Here is a 16,813-nt window from a genome sequence, read left to right as displayed (position 1 = left end):
CGGCCACAGCGATGGCGTGGGCCGACGTGCAAGTCTACGCCAGCGCGTGACGCCCACCCAAATCGTCCGGCCGACCTCAGCCGGCGACGCCGAGTCGCTCGAGAAGCGGGCCGTGAACGGCCTCGGGAACCATGCCGGAGATGTCTCCCCCGAGCGTGGCCACCTGCTTGATGAGCGAGCTCGACAGGTGATCCATGCCGGGGTTTCCCGGCAGGAACAGCGTCTCGAGCCCCGAGAGCGAACGGTTCATCGTGGCCATCGGCAACTCGTAGCTGAAGTCGGTCTCACCCCGCAGGCCCTTGACGACGATCGGCGCCTCGAGGCGCGCACAGACCTCGACGAGCAGTTCATCGGCGAAAGCCTCGGCGCGCACGTTGGCTAGGTGCGCGACCGACTTCTCGATGAGGCCGACGCGTTCGTCGGCCGTGAACGTGCCCTGCTTGTCCGGGTTGTAGAGGACGGCAACCACGACCTCGTCGAACAGGCGCGCGCTGCGCTCGACAACGTCGAGGTGGCCGAGGGTCAAGGGATCGAACGATCCGGGGCAGACACAGCGGGTCATCACTTCTCCTCGGTCGCGGCCGCGGGAACGACTTCGTCCAGCGTGGCGACGACGGCGTCGACGTCGTCAGGGTCAGGGCCTTCGCTGAGCTCGGCGAACCACATCGTCGTCTCGCCGTAGACGCGCGGCTCCCACGGTGCGAGCCGCTCGTGCCACGTGGGTTCGGGCGAGCGCGACGAACGCTCGATGACGACCAGGGCGCGCGGTGCGAGCCAGCCGCCCTCGACGAGCGAGTTGATGGCCTGACGCAGCTGCTCCTCACTGACCGAGTACGGCGGGTCCATGAGGACCAGGGCGGCCTGCACAGTGGCGGGCTGGTCGAGGAATCGCTCGACGGCCTGCGTCACGACGCGTACCGGCGAGAAACCGAGGTTGCGCACGTTGGCGCGGATGACGGTGGCGACGCTGCGGTTGGCCTCGACGAAGGTGACGGACGCGGCACCACGACTGAAGGCCTCGAGTCCGAGGGCGCCCGATCCTGCGTAGAGGTCGAGGACGTCGGCTCCGAGCATGGCGCCGAGGTGCTCAAGTCGTGAGAAGAGTGCTTCACGCACACGATCCGCGGTGGGCCTCGTGCCCACGCCCGCTGGCGTGTCGAGCCGCCTGCCGCCTGCTTTTCCGGCGATGATGCGCGTCATTAGCCTCTCTCCAGGAACTCGGCCTGTTGGTCGTCGACACGCTCGCGCGCAGCCTGGGCCAGCAGGGGGTGATCGGCCATCGTCGGGTCTTGTTCGACGAGCGCTACGGCTTCGTCGCGGGCCTTGGCGATGACCTCGAGATCTGACGCCTTTGTCAGTTCCAACCAGTCGAGGGACGTACGGCGACCACTCTGCGCGGCGCCGAGCACGTCACCCTCTCGTCGTAATTCTAGATCCAGGTCGGCGATGGCGAATCCGTCGGTCGTCCCCGCGACGCGGCCGAGGCGTTCGAGGGCCTCCGGGGACTCGGAGCGTGTGACGAGCAGGCACAGACCGCCGTGCTCCCCTCGGCCCACGCGGCCGCGGAGCTGGTGCAGCTGGGACAGGCCGAAGCGATCGGCGTCGACGATGACGATCATCGAGGCGTTGGGCACGTCGACCCCCACCTCGATGACGGTGGTGGCCACGAGAACGTCGACCTCTCCCCCGGCGAATCGCCGCATGACGGCGTCCTTATCGTCGGCCGGCAACCGGCCGTGCATGAGATCGATCGAGACGCCTCCGAGTGCCGGCAGGTGACGCATCTGCTCGATGAGCTCCACGACACCGACCGGACGTAGCGCCTCACCGTCATCGGCAGGCGTGCCCGGGTCGACGAGCATTGCCCCGGAGCCGTCCTGCGCGTCACCGATCCGACCGGCCACGACGTAGACCTGTCGGCCTGCGCGGCACTCCTCGGCGATGCGCTCCCACACGCGGTTCATCCACGCCGGGTTCTGCGCCTGCACGACGTGGCTGACGATGGGTGCCCTCCCCCGCGGCAGTTGCCGCAGGGTAGAGACGTCGAGGTCGCCGAACGCCGTCATCGCCACGGTGCGGGGTATCGGCGTGGCCGTCATGACGAGCACGTGCGGCGGCGTGGCTGCCTTCGAGTTCAGCGCGGAACGCTGCTCGACTCCGAAACGATGCTGCTCGTCCACCACCACGAGCCCGAGATCGGCGAAATCGACGTGCTTCTGCAGCAGGGCATGGGTTCCGATTACGATGCCGGCCTCGCCGGAGACGATATCGAGCAGTGCCTGCGAGCGCGCCGAGGTCGACATCGATCCCGTGAGGAGCGCGACGCGCGTGCCGTCGGCGTCCCCGCCGAGTTGCCCGCGTTGCGCGAGGTCGCCCAGCATGGCGCGCATCGACGTGGCGTGTTGCGCCGCGAGCACCTCCGTGGGCGCGAGGAGGGCTGCCTGTGCGCCGGAGTCGACGACGGCGAGCATCGCCCGCAGCGCCACGATCGTCTTACCCGAGCCGACCTCACCCTGGAGCAGTCGGTGCATGGGCACCTCACGCGCGAGGTCGTCGGCGATGGCGGCACCGACCTCGACCTGCCCCGACGTCAGCTCGAACGGGAGAGCGCGGTCGAAGCGCGCGAGCAGACCGTCCGGGCGCGGGACGCGAGGCGTCGCGGGTACCGAGCGAGCCTTGGCCCGGCGCTGCGCGAGCACGAGTTGAGTGATGAACGCCTCGTCGAAGCGGAAACGCTTCTTCGCCGCGCCCACGTCCGCCATGGTGCGCGGCAGGTGCGCGGCGCGCATGGCACGCGTGAGATCGGGCACGCCCATGCGCTCACGCAGGTCGTCGTCGAGCGGGTCGGGCAAGGTGCCGACCGCGTCGAGCACCTGCTTGATCGACAGCGTCAGACTGAGGTTCGTGATCTTCTCGACCTGTTTGTAGACCGGCACGAGGCCGTTCTCGTAGATGCTCATGTCAGCGTCGTCCATGAGCGAGTACTGCGGGTGGGTGAGCTGCAATTGCTTTCCGTAGAGCCCCAGCTGACCGCTGAAGAGGGCTCTCTTACCCGGCCGAAGAATGCCGTAGTGCGGGTGCGCACTGAAGAACGTGACGAGCGCGCGCTGGCCCGCGTCGTCGACGATGACGGCGTTGGCCATGGAACCGCGCCGGTTCTTCATGCGCCGCTGCGTCATCTCCGCCACCTCGGCGGTGAGAACGACGTGCTCGCCGAGTTCGAACTCCGAGAAGCTGCTGCCGGCGTGGGCGTCGATGTAGCGGCGCGGGAAGTAGTGAAGGAGGTCGCCTACCGTCTCGAGGTTGCGCGCCTTCGCGAGTTTCTTCGCGCTCGTGCCGAGCACCTTGACGAGCGGTGTCTCGAGCGTTACCTCACTCATGGATCACTCCGAGTTGGACGAGGAAGCCCGATCGCAGACGCAGGAGGTCGAGCTCCGCTCCGACGCGTTCGGCCTCGGCTTCCAGGAAGGTGACGAACTGCTCTGCCGCGGCCGGTTCGGCGTCCGGCGCGATGCAGGCGGTGACGACCTCGGCTCCCTCGAAATGGCTGCGCACAAGATCTCGCGCGGCACGCCACGTGCCCGCCTGCAGTACCTCGATCTCCTCATCGGCATCGAAGCCCGTGGCAACGGCGTCAAGGCCCGCGAGCAGTGTGACGAGACTGTGACTGCGGGCTCCGTCACCGGGAGTTCCCCGGTCGGCGAGGACGAGAGTCGACCCGTTGTCCGGTTCGGCGATGCGCTCGCTGACGGCGGCCCCGAGGCTGCGCGCATAGCGCTGCACGGCCTCGTCCTGGGCAACGACGACGACGTCGCTGACTGTGTCGAGGCCGCCGGCGAAGCGCGTGACCGCGATGTTGTTCACGGACCCCGCGTCACGGGCATGGGAGACCGCGACGAGCGGAAGGTCGGTGTGCACGTGGAGGCGGTGGATACCGTCTCCACCGGCGACGACGACGCTGTCACCGACCTCGGTGAGGCGCGAGCGCAACGAGGCAGCCACCTCGTCCGTGAGCCCCTCGATCACGCCCATGACTTCGAAGGCCGGACCGTCGCTCGTCACCTGACAGCCGCCCTCCGAACGGACGCTTCGCGCCTCGGCGCGGGGCAGCCAGGAGCGTTCGCTGGCACGAGGAAGCCCGTGGCGTCCGCTCGCAACACGGCTGAGGCACTCGAGCACGATGGCGAGGCCGGCTCCGCCGGCGTCGACGACCCCCGCCTCGGCGAGGACGGCGAGTTGTTGCGGAGATCGGGACAGGGCGAGCTTCGCGCCGTCGAACGCCGCCTGCGCCACGTCGTCGACCTGGGGCGTCTCGCCGGAGTGCACGGCCTCGGAACGAGCGTGGCTCGCCGCGACGGCCGCCGCTTCGGCGACGCTGAGCATGGTTCCCTCGACGGGGTTGTCGACGGCTCCTCTCGCCGAGGATGCGCCGGAGTGCAGGGCCCGCGCGAGAGCGTCGCCGTCCAGCCCGAGGGCAACGGCCTCGTCCACGCCGTCGGGGTCGACGGGCAACGCTCCGAGCGCTCCGACGAACCCCCGCACGTACTCCGAGAGGATGACCCCCGAGTTGCCCTGAGCCTCACGCGTGATGGCACCGAGCACCTGGCGCAGGTCGGAGCGAGCGGTGCGCGCACCCGGATCGAGTTCTTCGACTGCGCGAAGGCCGGCCTCGAGGGTGGCGCGCATGTTCGTGCCCGTGTCGCCGTCGGGCACCGGGTAGACGTTGAGGGAGTTGAGGATCGTCTCCGACGCGGCAAGCTCTGCTCGGGCCGCGACGAGGACGCGGGCGAGGGAGGCCAACGTGAGCGTCGTCGTCATGGCGCTCCTCCGTCCTCGCTCATCCGTGACTCACGGGCGACGCGTGGGCTGAGGCACCCACGAACCGCTCGTTCGCCCCTACTCTGGCACAAGGCACCGACAATGGAATCGTGGGTGAATCGCTGCCCACCTGACGGCTGACGCCCCGCGCGTGCGCCCGAAGGGACCCACTCGCCTCGTTTTGCTCCGCCCGGTGGGCCTCGGCTATGCTTCCCAGGTTGCCTCCGTGTCGCCCGTCGTCCTGACGTGCCTGCCGGGGCGAAACCCAAGAACGTTCATCGACTTCAGGAGAAACCGTGGCTGCCACCTGCGACGTCTGCGGCAAGGGACCGGGCTTCGGTCACAACATCTCGCACTCCAACCGCCGCACCAAGCGTCGTTGGAACCCGAACATCCAGCGCGTTCGCGCGATGGTCGGCGAGGCTGGCGTGACCCCGAAGCGTCTCAACGTCTGCACCTCCTGCCTCAAGGCAGGTAAGGTCAAGCGCTGATCTCAGCACTTGCGTCAAGAAACCCGGCTCCGGCCGGGTTTTTTGTTGCCCGCCTTCACGATGTTGCCGTGAAAACGCGGCACCCCTCCCGCGGTAACCGCTCACCATCGGCGGGTACGCGTGAGCCGGGCGCCCCCTTCAGGGGGACGCCCGGCTCAGTCGTTCGCAGTCAGTACCTCAGTGGGCGCTGGGCTGCTCGTGCTCCGCGGCGGCCTTGTCCTCGGCGAGCTCACGCTCATCGACGACGATCGGGCGAGTGACTGCCCAGCCGATGAGCGCTGCCGCCAGGACGAGCAGACCGACGCCGGTCCACAGGTTGAGGTTCGCGCCGTCGGCCTTGGCCCGGTCGGCCTCGCTCGTCGTGAAGCTCATCCCGACGAGGATGACGCCGTAGATGCCCATGAGGGCACCGATGATGTTGCGGATGTCGAACAGGCCCGCGCGGTGACGCGCGGAGTTGGCCGCCTTCGCGGTGCCTGCTCCGGCCTTGTCGTTCGTGGGAGTACTCATGGTTCAACCCCTCAGTGGAAGACGATGTTGAGCAGGATGACGAGGGCCAGCGAGATTCCGGCGAGCTTCGTCGGCGACTGCCACCAGCTCGTGGTGGTGTCCTCCTCGAAGTCCTCCTTCGGCGTCTCGCTGTAGACGAGGCCGCGCAGCGACTCCGCCGGCTTCGGCTGCGTCGCGAGGCTCACGACGTAGCTGACGAGGACGTCGACGACGAACGCCGTACCGGCAGCCACGAACGAGGCGCCCTGGCCACCGATCGGGATGACGCCGACGGACAGCCCGCCGAGAGCGTCCTCGGAGAGCACCGCGACGATGACCGCGCCGACGGTACCGGAGACGAGACCGGCCCAACCGGCCGTGGCCGTCATGCGCTTCCAGAACATACCGAGGATGAACGTGGCGAACAGCGGCGCGTTGAAGAAGCCGAAGAGCGTCTGCAGGTAGCTCATCGCGTTCTCGTAGCTGGCGGCGAGGAACGAGGTGAAGATCGCGACCACCGTGGCGACGACCGTCATGATGCGGCCGATGCGGATGTAGTACGCGTCGTCACGCTCCTTGACGACGTACTCCTGCCAGATGTCGTAGCTGAAGACCGTGTTGAATGCCGAGATGTTGGCGGCCATACCTGCCATGAAGGCGGCGAGCATACCGGCGATGGCCACGCCCAACAGACCGTTCGGCAGCAGGTCACTCATGAGGTACAGCAGCGCGTTGTTGTAGTCGGCGCTGCCACCCGAGGCCTTGGCCTTGGCGATCTCCGGCACGAGCACACCGGCGATGATGCCGGGGATGATGATGATGAACGGGATGAACATCTTCGGGAAGGTGCCGATGATCGGAGCACGGCGAGCCGAGTTCATGTCCTTGGAGGCCATGACGCGCTGAACCTCGACGAAGTTCGTCGTCCAGTAACCGAAGGAGAGCACGAAGCCGAGACCGAACACGATGCCGATGACGGACCAGACCGAGCTCGTGAAGCCGGTCAGGGAGTTACCCGGCCACGAGGCGAGTTCACCATCGGTACCTGCGGCCTGCATCTTGTCCTGCAGGCCGCCCCAGCCGCCGACCTTGTGCAGGGCGGCGAGCGTCAGCGGCAGCAGTGCGGCGACGATGACGAAGAACTGCAGCACCTCGTTGTAGATGGCAGCGGAGAGGCCACCGAGGGTGATGTAGCTGAGGACGATGACGGCGGCCACGATCGTCGAGACGGTCATGTCCCAGCCGAGCAGCATGTTGACGATCTTCGCCAGCAGGTAGAGGTTCACACCGGCGATGAGCACCTGCGCGAGCGCGAACGAGATCGCGTTGACGAGGTGGGCGCCCGTACCGAAGCGGCGCTTCATGAACTCCGGCACCGAGCGCACGCCCGAGCCGTAGTAGAACGGCATCATCACGATGGCCAGGAACAGCATGGCCGGGATCGCGCCGATCCAGTAGTAGTGGAACGTCGGCATACCCATCTGGGCACCGGACGCGGACATACCCATGATCTCGACGGCACCGAGGTTGGCCGAGATGAAGGCGAGGCCGGTGACCCAGGCGGGCAACGATCGGCCGGACATGAAGAAGTCGATGCTCGAACTCACCTGACGGCGGGCCAACAGGCCGATGCCGAGAACGAAGACGAAGTACAACGCGATGAGCACGTAGTCGACCGGCCCTGCGTCGAGACGCAGTGCGGAGGTATCCATAGGCAGCAAGGCTGGCTCCCGGTCTGAAGATTCTGTTTGACCGCCTGACGGTAGCCCCCCGGCCCCCTTCAGAGCCATGCAGACGGGCTCATCATAGAGGATTGCAATACGTTCGCAACAATCGGAGCGGTTCGCTCGTCAGCGAGCGCCGAAGTGCGTCCAGCCCTCCGCCTGCGCCGGCTCGCCGTCGAGCGTGACGCCCCGGCCGTCCTCGACACGGCCGACGACGTGCCATCCCGCCGGAACGCGCCCCTCCGGGCTTGTCGCGAGCAGGGCGTGTTCCTCACCGCCGGAGAGCACACACTCGAGTGCCCGATCCCCCACCACCGGTTCGAGGGGGCGCGCCATCGCACGGAGCGCTTCGCCGTCGAAGTCGAGGCGCACGCTCGACGCCCGCGCGATCCGTGCGGCGTCGAGCATCAGCCCGTCGGAAACGTCCATCGCGCAGCGCACCCCCGCAGCAGCAGCCTCGTCACCCGCGTATCGCGGGCGCGGGGCACGATGCCACCCCACGCATTCCTGAGTCGCTGTACCGGCTCCTTCCGAGGGCGCGGCTTCGCCGAGCAATACGAGCAGACCGGCGTGACTTCGCCCGAGGACGTCGGAGACGATGATCGACTCCCCCACTCGCGCGTTGGCACGCAGCAGCGGCTCGCGCCCCGCGGGCAGATCACCGAGGGCCGTGACCGCGATGGCGACCGTGCCGTCGGGCGCTCCCGAGAGGTCGCCGCCGAACGAACCGACCCCGGCACGCCGCAGTTCGTCGGCCATACCGCGCGTGAGGTCGACGAGCCAGTCGACTCGAGTGGCCCCCTCAGCGGCCAATGCGACGACGACGCCGGTCGGACGCGCGCCCATCGCAACGACGTCGGCGAGGTTCTGCGCGATGACCTTGACCCCGACGTCCTGGGGCGACGACCAGTCGTCACGCCAGTCGAGGCCGAGCACCATGGAATCCGTCGTGACGACGGTGCGGCCGGTGCTCGTTGTGAGGACGGCGGCGTCGTCACCGGGCCCGACATCGGCCGCCGCGGGTTCGACCACGGCGAGGACGGACCTCAGCACGCCCAATTCACCGACGTCGTCGACGGTCGGGGCGTCGCCGCCCACTCTCGGCGTCCACACGTTCGTCACGGCCCCATTCAAGCAGGCCGGAACAGACCGCATCCGCGCCGCATCAGGCAGCGCGCAGCCACCGCCGGTAGCGTTGTCCACCATGACGACGCTCCGTTCCCTCAGCCTCTTCGTCGCCGGTTCGTCAGCCGTGTGGGCGCTCGCCGCGTGCTCGCTACCTCCGGTGGAGGCCAAGCCCGCGGATCGCGCGGACACCCCGCAGTGCAAGGCGGCCTCGAGCGCCTGGCCGGCGAAGGTGGCCGGTTTCGAGCCGTACCCCGTCACCACGCCGTCCGACGCGGTGCGCGCCTGGGGCGAACGGCCCGAGTCGTCCGTCATCGCGCGCTGTGGCCTCACCCCTCCCGGACCCACCACGGAGACGTGCTTCGAGGCGAACGGCGTCGACTGGGTGCAGTCCGACCTGTCGGACGGGCGTCGCTACACCACCTACGGCCGAGAACCGGCCATCGAGGTGCTCGTGCCGAAGGAGTCGAAGGCCGATGCCTCCACGCTCGCGGCTTTCGCGCCCGCAGCGAAGAAGATCGCCCAGGGCGAGCGGCGCTGCTCCTAGTGTCACGCGTCTGAACTTGTTTGACGAGTTGGGTGGGGCGATTGTAGTTCAGCGGTTACTGTATCGTTCAGTGCATGCTGACTCTTGCTTCCCGCTTGGACGCCATGCAGCGTCTGGGCCGGGCGATGGCCGACCCCACGCGTTCACGGATCCTTCTGTCGCTTCTGGCGTGCCCCGCGCATCCGGCAGAGCTCGCCAACGCGCTAGACCTGACGCGCTCGAATGTGTCGAACCACCTGGGTTGCCTGCGGGACTGCGGGATCGTGGTCGCCACCCATGAGGGCCGCCAGGCCCTTTACGAGATCGCTGACCCCCACCTCGCACGTGCGCTCACCGAGCTGGTCGAGGTCAAGCTGGCCGTCGACGCGGACGCCCCCTGCCTCGACGTCGCCTGCGAGGTGCCTGGTTGCCACGACGGCAGGTCCGGCGCATGACGGCCGCGGCGCTGCTCCAAGCGATCGGGCTCTTCATCGCGACCAACATCGACGACATCATCGTGCTCTCGCTCTTCTTCGCCCGAGGTGCCGGACGCCCCGGGACGACCGCGAAGATCTTGGCCGGGCAATACCTTGGCTTCGTCGGGATCCTCGCCGCCGCACTCGTGGTGACCTTGGGGGCGGGGTGGGCGCTGCCAGAGGAGGCGATTCCCTACTTTGGGCTCATCCCCCTCGCGCTGGGTCTCTGGGCTGCGTGGGAGGTCTACCGCGGCGAGGGCGACGACGATGATGCCGCCGTGTCAGGTAAGAGCGTTGCCGTGGCGACCGTCGCCGGCGTCACCTTCGCCAACGGTGGGGACAACATCGGCGTTTACGTCCCGGTCTTCCTCAACATCAGTACTCCCGCTGTCATCACCTTCTGCATCGTTTTCCTCGTGCTCGTGGCAGTGCTGGTGGCCACCGCCAAGTTCGTCGCCACGCGTCGACCCATCGCCGAGGTCCTCGAACGGCGGGAGCACATCCTCTTCCCCATCGTCCTGATCGGACTGGGCGTCGCAATCCTCGTCGGCGGCGGCGCGTTCGGTCTCTGATGTCACGCGCCTGAACTGGTTTGACGGGTGGCGTGGGGCAGGATTTCCTCGGCGGTCTTGGCCCAGATGAATGGGTGGCAGCGCTCGTTCCAGCCGTCGATGAAGGTGCTGATCGCTGTGACGAGTTGCTTGACGCTGTCGAAGGAGCCGCGGCGGATGGCCTGTCGGGTGATGATCCCGAAGAAAACCTCGACGAGGTTGAGCCACGACCCGCTGGTCGGGGTGAAGTGCAACGTGATCCGCGGGTGCTTGGCCAGCCACTGCTTGATGTCCTCGTGCTTGTGGGTGTGGTAGTTGTCCAGGACCACGTGCAGCTCCCGGCGCGGGTAAGCCCTGGCGACCGTCTTGAGGAAGTCGAGGAACTCGGCCTTACCGTGCCGGTCGTAGCACTGGTCGGTCACCGCACCGGTGGCTACCTCGAGAGCGGCGAACAGCGTGGTGGTGCCATTGCGCTTGTAGTCGTGGGTCGCCTTCTCCGGCAAGCCTGGTCGCAGCGGCAGGATCGGCGCGGTCCGGTTCAAGGCCTGGATCTGGGACTTCTCATCCACGCACAGCACGACCGCCTTCTCCGGTGGGTTCAGGTACAGCCCGACCACGTCGCGGACCTTGGCCTCCAGCTCCGGGTCTGTGGAGAACTTGAACGTCTCCCGCCGCCATGGCTTGACCCCGTACTTGCGCCAGGCACGGGCGACGGTGGCATCCCCGATCCCCAAGTGCCTGCCCAGCAACCGCGAGGACCAATGCGTCACCCCGAGTTTGGCCGGTGGCGGCTCGAGCGTGGTGGCGATGATCACGGCATCATCGATGCGTTTCGGTCGGCCCGAACGCTCCTCGTCCTCGAGGCCAGCGAGCCCGTCGACGGCGAACCGGTCACGCCACTTGATCACAGTCGGACGCGAGACCCCGACATGCCGCGCCACTGCCGAGGTGCCCGTCCCCGCCGCGACGGCCAGCACGATCCGCGCACGCTGCGCACGTCCCGCCGGCAACGTCCGTGACCGTGTCCACGAGGTCAGGGTCGCACGGTCCTCTTCGCTGATCTCCAGCACAGGTGACGGCATATGCCATCATCCCATACTGTCAACGAATTAATGACGCGCGACACTAGGCGATCTTCTGCGGGTTTCGAGGCTCAGCCGACGTCAGCGCAGCCCCGTGCGGCGCTCGCGCGCCAACTCGATGAGGTCGGTGATGAGCTCGGTGTAGCCGAGACCACTGGCGTTCCACACCTGCGGGAACATCGAGACCGGCGTGAAGCCCGGCAGCGTGTTGATCTCGTTGAGGTACAGCGTGCCCTCGGGCGTGTAGAACCAGTCGACGCGCGCGAGACCCTCGCAACCGGCGGCGTCGAACGCTGTGATCGACAGTTCCTTGATGCGGGCGGCGTCGTCGGCCGGGACGTCGGCCGGGCACGACAGGCGCAGCCCGTCGTCGTTGAGGTACTTGGCCTCGAAGTCGTAGAAGTCGTGCGCGCCGATCTCCTCGATCTCACCGAGTTCAGACGCTCGCGGCAGGTCGCTGCCGTGGCCTTCGAGCACGCCGCACTCGACCTCGCGGCCGACGATGCCCGCCTCGACGACGACCTTCGGGTCGCTCCGGCGTGCCATCTCGATGGCCGCCTCGAGCTCGTCCGGGCCGTTCACCTTCGAGATTCCGACCGACGAGCCCGCACGCGCGGGCTTGACGAAGACCGGCCAACCCAGCGACGCGACGGCGTCCATGGCTGCGGCCTTGTCGCGGCGCCACTCCTTGTCGGTGATGACGGTGTACGGCCCGACCGGCAGACCGGCGGCCGCGAAGACGACCTTCATCATGTGCTTGTCCATCATGACGGCCGACGCCGTCACGCCGGAGCCGACGTAGTGCAGGTCGGCCAGTTCGAGCAGCCCCTGCAGGGTGCCGTCCTCACCGAACGGGCCGTGCAGCAACGGCAGGACGACGTCGACCGAGGTGAGCGCCTCGGGGGTCTCGCCCGGCTCGAGCACGAGGATGTCGTGCTGCTCCGGCGACGGCGCGACGAGCACCTCCTTGCCGGAGCCGCTCTTCACCTCCGGAAGCTGCTTGTCCTTGATGGCGAGCGCCTCGACGTCGTCGGGCATGAGGACCCACTGACCGGTCTTCGTGATGCCGATCGGCACGACCTCGTAGCGGTCGCGATCGATCGCCGCGAGGACACCTGCGGCCGTGGCACACGAGATGGCGTGTTCGGAGGAGCGTCCACCGAAGACGACGGCGACGCGGGTACGGGTCTGGGAAGTGCTCATCGTCTGTCACTCTAGCCGTCCACATGCCGCAACCTGCGAACCTCGCACCCACGAGCCGTGCCAGGCTCGACGTCATGACAAGCGATCCTTCTCGACCCCTCGCACCTGCGACCCGCCTCGTCGGCTCGGGCCGTCCCCCACGCTCCCCCGGCGCCTCGGTGAGTCCCGAACTGGCGATGACGTCGACGTACGTCGCGGGCGGCGACGTCAACTACGCGCGCGTCGGCAACCCGACCTGGAGCGCCTTCGAGAAGACGCTCGCAGCGCTCGAGGGTGACGACTCCACTCGCGCGCTCGCGTTCGCCAGCGGGATGGGCGCCATCAGCGCCACACTGTCCCTCCTGCCGCACGGCGGAACGGTGCTCGCGCCGCGCCACTTCTACAACGGCACCTCAGGGCTGCTCGAGACGTGGGTTGCAAGCGGTCGCGCTCGCCTCGTCCGCATCGATCTGTCCGACACCTCGGCCGTCGAACGAGCCCTGACGGACGGCGTCGACGTCGTGTGGATCGAGTCCCCCGCGAACCCGACGCTCGAGACCTGCGACGTCGCCGCCGTGACGAGGTGCGCGCACGCCGCGGGCGCTCTCGTCGTCGAGGACAACACGTTCAACACCCCGCTCGGCCGCCGTCCGCTCGACGACGGGGTCGACGTCGTCGTCCACTCGGTGACGAAGTACCTCGCCGGACACAGCGATGTCCTCCTCGGCGCGGCGGTGACGAACGATTCCTCACTCGCCGAACGACTGCTCACGGCGCGCACCCTCGGTGGAGCGATCCCCGGGCCGTCCGAGACGTGGCTCGCGCTGCGGGGCATGCGCACGCTCCATCTGCGCTGGGAGCGGGCCTGCGCGAACGCGGCCGAACTGGCCGCGCGCCTGGAGCAGCACCCGAAGGTCGTCCGCGTCCGCTACCCCGGCACCGGAGCCATGATCGCCGTCGAGGTGGACGGCGGCCAGTCGGCAGCGAGCGCCGTCGAGGACGCCGTCGACGTGTGGCTGCCCGCAACGAGCCTGGGCGGCGTCGAGTCGATGCTGGAGCGCCGCCGTCGCCACGCCCTCGAGCCCGAGAGCGTGCCGGAGAACCTCCTGCGGCTCTCCGTCGGTGTCGAGGACGTCGACGACCTGTGGCGTGACCTCGACGCCGCCCTCACGGGATCCAGCGCCTGAGTCCGACCAACCTCGAGCCTCAGACGCGCTCGCTCTTGCGCGAACGCGACATGAGGGCGCGGACCATCTCGTCGGGCGTCCAACCCTCGTGGAGGATGGCGTGGACGCCTTCGACGATCGGCATGTCGACGTGGACGCTACGCGCCAGCTCGAGGATCGAGCGGCACGACTTGACGCCTTCGGCAGTCTGGTTGGTCGCGGCAGTGATCTCCTCGACCGTCTTGCCCTCCGACAGCGCGAGCCCGAACTGGTGGTTTCGCGACAGACGTGAGCTGCAGGTGGCCATCATGTCGCCCACGCCGGCGAGACCGAGGAACGTGTGCGGGTCGGCTCCCAGCGCGACACCGAGACGCGCCGTCTCGGCAAGTCCGCGGGTCAGCAGAGTGGCCGTCGAGTTCTCCCCCATACCCAGGCCGTGCGCCATGCCCACGCTCAGGGCGATGACGTTCTTCACCGCGCCGGCGATCTCGGTACCCACGACGTCGGCGTTGGTGTACGGCCGGAAGTACGGCGCCGCGCAGGCTTCCGCCACCTTCGAACGCACTCCGTGACGTGACGCGGCGACGACGGCCGCCGCGGGCTGCTTGTCGGCGACCTCCTTGGCCAGGTTCGGCCCCGAGACGACGACCACCCGGTCGGCGGGCACCTCCGCAACCTCTTCCATGACCTCGGTCATCCGCTTGAGGGTTCCGAGCTCGATGCCCTTCATCAGCGACACGAGCGGCGCGCCGTCCGGGAGGTGTTCGCGCCAACCCTCGAGGTTCTCGCGCAACGTCTGCGACGGCACCGCGAGAACGAGGATGTCGGAGCCGTCCATGGCCTCTGCGACATCACTCGTGACATGCACACGGTCGGGCAGGCGCAGGCTCGGCAGGTAGTCGTCATTGACGCGGGTCGTCTCGATGGCTTCGGCGAGTTCGGGGCGTCTGCTCCACATCGTGACGTCAGTGCCCGCGTCCGCCATCACCGCGGCGAACGCCGTTCCCCAACTTCCCGATCCCATGACCGTGGCCTTGGTCATCGTGCGCCTTCCGTTCGACTCGAGCGCGATCGCACGCGCGGGTTGTCCAGTGGTGTCGTCGTCGGGGACTCGCCCCGGATCTCGACGAGAAGCTCCGTGATGGCCGCCATGACCCGAGCTGTTGCCTCGGTGAGAACCTCGGCGTCGAGTGGCCGCGCTCGCAGGTCGTCGAGGTCGACGGGCGGCCCGGCACTCACCGTGACGTCGTGGCGGCGAACCACCGCGCTCGGCAGCGACTTCAGGGCGTTGCGCGTTGGGGGCAGGATCCGCTCGGGACCCCACATGGCGACGGGCACCAGCGGACACCCGGTCGTCAGCGCAATGCGAGCGGCCCCTGACTTTCCGGCCATGGGCCACAGGTCGGGGTCGCGCGTGAGCGTTCCCTCGGGCAGGAGGCAGACGATCTTGCCCGACTCCACGGCGTCGACGGCAGCGGAGAAGCTGTCAGCGGCCCGCGCTGTGCCTCGGTGGACGGGGATCTGGCCGGCACGCTTGAGAAGCGGCCCCAGGACGGGCGTCGCGAAGACCTCGGCCTTGCCGAGAAAGTGCGGCAGACGCCCTGCGTGCAGGAGGAAACGACCCAGGACGAAGGGGTCGGAGTAGCTCAGGTGATTGCCCGCGATGACAGCCGGGCCGTGGTCGGGCACGTGCTCGGCACCGCGCCAGGTCTCCCGCAACCACGGCGAGATCCCGGGCGCGACGACACCCGTGATGAATCGCACGACACCGTTGCGTTCACTCTCGTCGAGCGAAACGTCGGACATGGGCACCTCCTGGCTCGTGCGCAACTCTAGCCGCGGGCCGGTCCGAGGGCGGGCCGGAGCTCCGAGTCGTCGGCCACCGACCGCAGAAACACACCGGACGGTCCTCCTGGGCATTCGTCCGCGAAATCTGCGAGCATTCAAACCGTGCAGAACCGATCGTCCACCTGGAGCATCGTCCTCGCGTTCAGCGACGGTCGAAGCCTCGCCGCGCCCCGCACCGTCGACCCCGTCGCGTGGGCTCGAGCGAGCGCCCTCGACACGATCGACGCCGTGAGCGCTGCCGTCGAACCTGCCAACATTCTCGTCCTCAGCGATGACGAGGCCGTGCGAACCGGCGCGACGGAAGCAGGGGCTCACGCACGCGAACAGGGCCGCGATCTCAACGCCGCACTGACTGCGGCGCTCGCCGACTGGGTCAGGTCCCATCCCGAACGCTCCGGCGCCGTGTTGCTCGGCCCGCTCCCTTACGCCGACGGCGACACGATCAGCGCTCTGCTGCGTGCTTGTGCCGCTACCGAGTCCGCAGTCGTGGTCTCCGACGACGGCGGCTCCGTCGCCATCAGCCACCACGACCCCGCACGGCTGGCTCCCCGTTTCGGTGGCTCGAGCGCCGGACGTCACCAACGCGTCGCCGTGAGTGTCGGATCGCACTTGACGGACGATCTCGCGCGCCACGTCGTCGAGGGTCGTGAACCCGTCGGCTCACGCACCGCAGCTTTCGAACGCTCGACGACGAAGGGAGCATGAGCATCGTGCAGGAACAGGCGAGCGTCCACCGCTTCGATCCCGAAACACTCACCGGCGAGGTCATCACCGACAACGGCCGGGTGCTGGCCTTCTCCACCGAGGCGTTCATGCGCAGCAGCCTGCGCACGCTCCGTGTCGGTCAACGCCTCAACGTCGACATGGGCCCCGACGGTATTCGCCGACTGTGGATCGATGGAATCGGCGCCGGACAAACCATCCGCTGACCTCGACCGGAGTACTGGGAGAACGAAAGAAGGACCCCGAGACCAAGCCGGTCTCGGGGTCCTTCTTCGCTGTCAACGCTCAGCGCGAGGCGCTGGCACGTCCACCCGCATTACCGGTACGCGGAAGCTTGTCCGGGTCCGCAGTGACGACCTTGAAATTGGTGCCGGGGGTGAACTTCGGCACGGCGGTGGCGTCGATGTGGACAGCCTCGCCCGTACGCGGATTGCGACCGGTGCGCGCGGCGCGATCGACGCGCTCGAACGTTCCGAACCCCGTGATGCCGACCTTGTTCCCCGCTGCGACCTCACGGATGATGACGTCGACGACTGCCTCGACAGCCTCCAGTGCCGCCCTCTTGCTCCCGAGTCGCTCCTCGAGACGGTCGACAAGGTCTGCCTTGTTCAT

The 16,813-nt window shown here is 68.1% G+C and carries 19 protein-coding genes; 7 read left to right on the top strand and 12 right to left on the bottom strand.

The window, feature by feature from the left end; all coding sequences use genetic code 11:
* Window positions 1-76: 76 nt before the first annotated feature.
* Genes coaD through H7F30_RS08530 form a run of 4 tightly spaced genes read right to left on the bottom strand, consistent with a single transcriptional unit; the run spans window position 77 to window position 4,818 of the window.
* Window positions 77-562, bottom strand: coding sequence for a pantetheine-phosphate adenylyltransferase (gene coaD, locus H7F30_RS08545; protein WP_047311961.1), 486 nt, complete (start codon window positions 560-562; stop codon window positions 77-79).
* A complete protein-coding gene (gene rsmD / locus H7F30_RS08540) occupies window positions 562-1,200 on the bottom strand; it encodes a 16S rRNA (guanine(966)-N(2))-methyltransferase RsmD (RefSeq protein WP_187034580.1) in 639 nt (212 codons plus the stop codon). Before rsmD ends, coaD begins: the two co-directional genes overlap by 1 nt.
* Window positions 1,200-3,380 (bottom strand): ATP-dependent DNA helicase RecG, encoded by a 2,181-nt coding sequence (locus H7F30_RS08535; RefSeq protein WP_187034578.1) that lies wholly within the window; start codon window positions 3,378-3,380, stop codon window positions 1,200-1,202. The genes rsmD and H7F30_RS08535 overlap by 1 nt, the downstream gene beginning before the upstream one ends.
* Entirely contained in the window at window positions 3,373-4,818 is a 1,446-nt protein-coding gene (locus H7F30_RS08530) for a DAK2 domain-containing protein (RefSeq protein ID WP_187034576.1), read from the bottom strand. Before H7F30_RS08530 ends, H7F30_RS08535 begins: the two co-directional genes overlap by 8 nt.
* A 296-nt stretch (window positions 4,819-5,114) precedes the next feature.
* Here H7F30_RS08530 and rpmB point away from each other — a divergent pair, with 296 nt between their 5' ends.
* Window positions 5,115-5,309 carry a 50S ribosomal protein L28 gene (gene rpmB, locus H7F30_RS08525; RefSeq protein ID WP_047311958.1) on the top strand — a complete coding sequence of 65 codons (195 nt, stop codon included), beginning with the start codon at window positions 5,115-5,117 and terminating at the stop codon, window positions 5,307-5,309.
* Window positions 5,310-5,486: 177 nt separating this feature from the next.
* Here rpmB and H7F30_RS08520 read toward each other — a convergent pair whose 3' ends face one another.
* The 3 genes from H7F30_RS08520 to thiL form a co-directional block, all read right to left on the bottom strand.
* Window positions 5,487-5,819 (bottom strand): hypothetical protein, encoded by a 333-nt coding sequence (locus H7F30_RS08520; RefSeq protein ID WP_187034574.1) that lies wholly within the window; start codon window positions 5,817-5,819, stop codon window positions 5,487-5,489.
* An 11-nt stretch (window positions 5,820-5,830) separates the two neighbouring features.
* Window positions 5,831-7,510 carry a sodium:solute symporter family protein gene (locus H7F30_RS08515; protein ID WP_047311957.1) on the bottom strand — a complete coding sequence of 560 codons (1,680 nt, stop codon included), beginning with the start codon at window positions 7,508-7,510 and terminating at the stop codon, window positions 5,831-5,833.
* A 138-nt stretch (window positions 7,511-7,648) separates the two neighbouring features.
* A complete protein-coding gene (thiL, locus tag H7F30_RS08510) occupies window positions 7,649-8,644 on the bottom strand; it encodes a thiamine-phosphate kinase (protein ID WP_187034572.1) in 996 nt (331 codons plus the stop codon).
* An 82-nt stretch (window positions 8,645-8,726) separates the two neighbouring features.
* Between thiL and H7F30_RS08505 the strand changes: the two genes are divergently transcribed.
* The 3 genes from H7F30_RS08505 to H7F30_RS08495 all read left to right on the top strand — a co-directional run bounded on the left by H7F30_RS08505 (window position 8,727) and on the right by H7F30_RS08495 (window position 10,221).
* Window positions 8,727-9,194, top strand: a complete 468-nt coding sequence (locus H7F30_RS08505) for a DUF3515 domain-containing protein (protein ID WP_165357925.1) — start codon at window positions 8,727-8,729, stop codon at window positions 9,192-9,194.
* Between the two features lie 74 nt (window positions 9,195-9,268).
* Window positions 9,269-9,628 (top strand): helix-turn-helix transcriptional regulator, encoded by a 360-nt coding sequence (locus H7F30_RS08500; protein ID WP_006947315.1) that lies wholly within the window; start codon window positions 9,269-9,271, stop codon window positions 9,626-9,628.
* Window positions 9,625-10,221: a cadmium resistance transporter gene (locus H7F30_RS08495; protein WP_006947316.1), complete on the top strand. Its 597-nt coding sequence runs from the start codon at window positions 9,625-9,627 to the stop codon at window positions 10,219-10,221. The genes H7F30_RS08500 and H7F30_RS08495 overlap by 4 nt, the downstream gene beginning before the upstream one ends.
* 2 nt (window positions 10,222-10,223) lie before the next feature.
* Here the strand turns inward: H7F30_RS08495 and H7F30_RS08490 are convergent, their stop codons facing one another.
* Window positions 10,224-11,282, bottom strand: a complete 1,059-nt coding sequence (locus H7F30_RS08490; protein WP_187034570.1) for an IS630 family transposase — start codon at window positions 11,280-11,282, stop codon at window positions 10,224-10,226.
* Window positions 11,283-11,363: 81 nt separating this feature from the next.
* On the bottom strand, window positions 11,364-12,485 hold the full coding sequence (locus H7F30_RS08485; protein ID WP_047311954.1) for a D-alanine--D-alanine ligase family protein: 1,122 nt from the start codon (window positions 12,483-12,485) through the stop codon (window positions 11,364-11,366).
* A 74-nt stretch (window positions 12,486-12,559) separates the two neighbouring features.
* On the opposite strand from H7F30_RS08485, the gene H7F30_RS08480 reads away from it, so the two are divergent.
* Window positions 12,560-13,651 carry a PLP-dependent aspartate aminotransferase family protein gene (locus tag H7F30_RS08480; protein WP_187034568.1) on the top strand — a complete coding sequence of 364 codons (1,092 nt, stop codon included), beginning with the start codon at window positions 12,560-12,562 and terminating at the stop codon, window positions 13,649-13,651.
* A gap of 19 nt (window positions 13,652-13,670) precedes the next feature.
* On the opposite strand, the gene H7F30_RS08475 is transcribed toward H7F30_RS08480, so the two are convergent.
* Window positions 13,671-14,672: an NAD(P)H-dependent glycerol-3-phosphate dehydrogenase gene (locus H7F30_RS08475; RefSeq protein ID WP_187034566.1), complete on the bottom strand. Its 1,002-nt coding sequence runs from the start codon at window positions 14,670-14,672 to the stop codon at window positions 13,671-13,673.
* A complete protein-coding gene (locus H7F30_RS08470; RefSeq protein ID WP_129664425.1) occupies window positions 14,669-15,436 on the bottom strand; it encodes a 1-acyl-sn-glycerol-3-phosphate acyltransferase in 768 nt (255 codons plus the stop codon). The genes H7F30_RS08475 and H7F30_RS08470 overlap by 4 nt, the downstream gene beginning before the upstream one ends.
* Before the next feature lie 144 nt (window positions 15,437-15,580).
* Between H7F30_RS08470 and H7F30_RS08465 the strand changes: the two genes are divergently transcribed.
* Window positions 15,581-16,183, top strand: coding sequence for a hypothetical protein (locus H7F30_RS08465; RefSeq protein ID WP_187034564.1), 603 nt, complete (start codon window positions 15,581-15,583; stop codon window positions 16,181-16,183).
* Window positions 16,180-16,407, top strand: coding sequence for a cold-shock protein (locus H7F30_RS08460; RefSeq protein ID WP_118912768.1), 228 nt, complete (start codon window positions 16,180-16,182; stop codon window positions 16,405-16,407). The genes H7F30_RS08465 and H7F30_RS08460 overlap by 4 nt, the downstream gene beginning before the upstream one ends.
* 79 nt (window positions 16,408-16,486) lie before the next feature.
* Here H7F30_RS08460 and H7F30_RS08455 read toward each other — a convergent pair whose 3' ends face one another.
* The gene (locus H7F30_RS08455) at window positions 16,487-16,813 is read right to left on the bottom strand and encodes an HU family DNA-binding protein (RefSeq protein WP_047311948.1); all 327 of its coding nucleotides are present in this window, start codon (window positions 16,811-16,813) and stop codon (window positions 16,487-16,489) included.

This window comes from Dermacoccus sp. PAMC28757 (assembly GCF_014302635.1).
GTDB classification, from domain to species: domain Bacteria; phylum Actinomycetota; class Actinomycetes; order Actinomycetales; family Dermatophilaceae; genus Dermacoccus; species Dermacoccus abyssi.
Note: the sequence above shows the minus strand (reverse complement) of the source record. Positions and strands in the feature narration are given on the sequence as shown.

Coding starts and splice junctions, on each gene's coding strand:
- H7F30_RS08455 (WP_047311948.1), bottom strand. CDS start 16,813: ATGAACAAGGCAGACCTTGTCGACCGTCTCGAGGAGCGACTCGGGAGC.
- H7F30_RS08485 (WP_047311954.1), bottom strand. CDS start 12,485: ATGAGCACTTCCCAGACCCGTACCCGCGTCGCCGTCGTCTTCGGTGGA.
- rsmD (WP_187034580.1), bottom strand. CDS start 1,200: ATGACGCGCATCATCGCCGGAAAAGCAGGCGGCAGGCGGCTCGACACG.
- H7F30_RS08500 (WP_006947315.1), top strand. CDS start 9,269: ATGCTGACTCTTGCTTCCCGCTTGGACGCCATGCAGCGTCTGGGCCGG.
- H7F30_RS08515 (WP_047311957.1), bottom strand. CDS start 7,510: ATGGATACCTCCGCACTGCGTCTCGACGCAGGGCCGGTCGACTACGTG.
- H7F30_RS08505 (WP_165357925.1), top strand. CDS start 8,727: ATGACGACGCTCCGTTCCCTCAGCCTCTTCGTCGCCGGTTCGTCAGCC.
- H7F30_RS08495 (WP_006947316.1), top strand. CDS start 9,625: ATGACGGCCGCGGCGCTGCTCCAAGCGATCGGGCTCTTCATCGCGACC.
- H7F30_RS08520 (WP_187034574.1), bottom strand. CDS start 5,819: ATGAGTACTCCCACGAACGACAAGGCCGGAGCAGGCACCGCGAAGGCG.
- H7F30_RS08480 (WP_187034568.1), top strand. CDS start 12,560: ATGACAAGCGATCCTTCTCGACCCCTCGCACCTGCGACCCGCCTCGTC.
- H7F30_RS08475 (WP_187034566.1), bottom strand. CDS start 14,672: ATGACCAAGGCCACGGTCATGGGATCGGGAAGTTGGGGAACGGCGTTC.
- H7F30_RS08535 (WP_187034578.1), bottom strand. CDS start 3,380: ATGAGTGAGGTAACGCTCGAGACACCGCTCGTCAAGGTGCTCGGCACG.
- H7F30_RS08530 (WP_187034576.1), bottom strand. CDS start 4,818: ATGACGACGACGCTCACGTTGGCCTCCCTCGCCCGCGTCCTCGTCGCG.
- H7F30_RS08460 (WP_118912768.1), top strand. CDS start 16,180: ATGAGCATCGTGCAGGAACAGGCGAGCGTCCACCGCTTCGATCCCGAA.
- H7F30_RS08470 (WP_129664425.1), bottom strand. CDS start 15,436: ATGTCCGACGTTTCGCTCGACGAGAGTGAACGCAACGGTGTCGTGCGA.
- H7F30_RS08490 (WP_187034570.1), bottom strand. CDS start 11,282: ATGCCGTCACCTGTGCTGGAGATCAGCGAAGAGGACCGTGCGACCCTG.
- coaD (WP_047311961.1), bottom strand. CDS start 562: ATGACCCGCTGTGTCTGCCCCGGATCGTTCGATCCCTTGACCCTCGGC.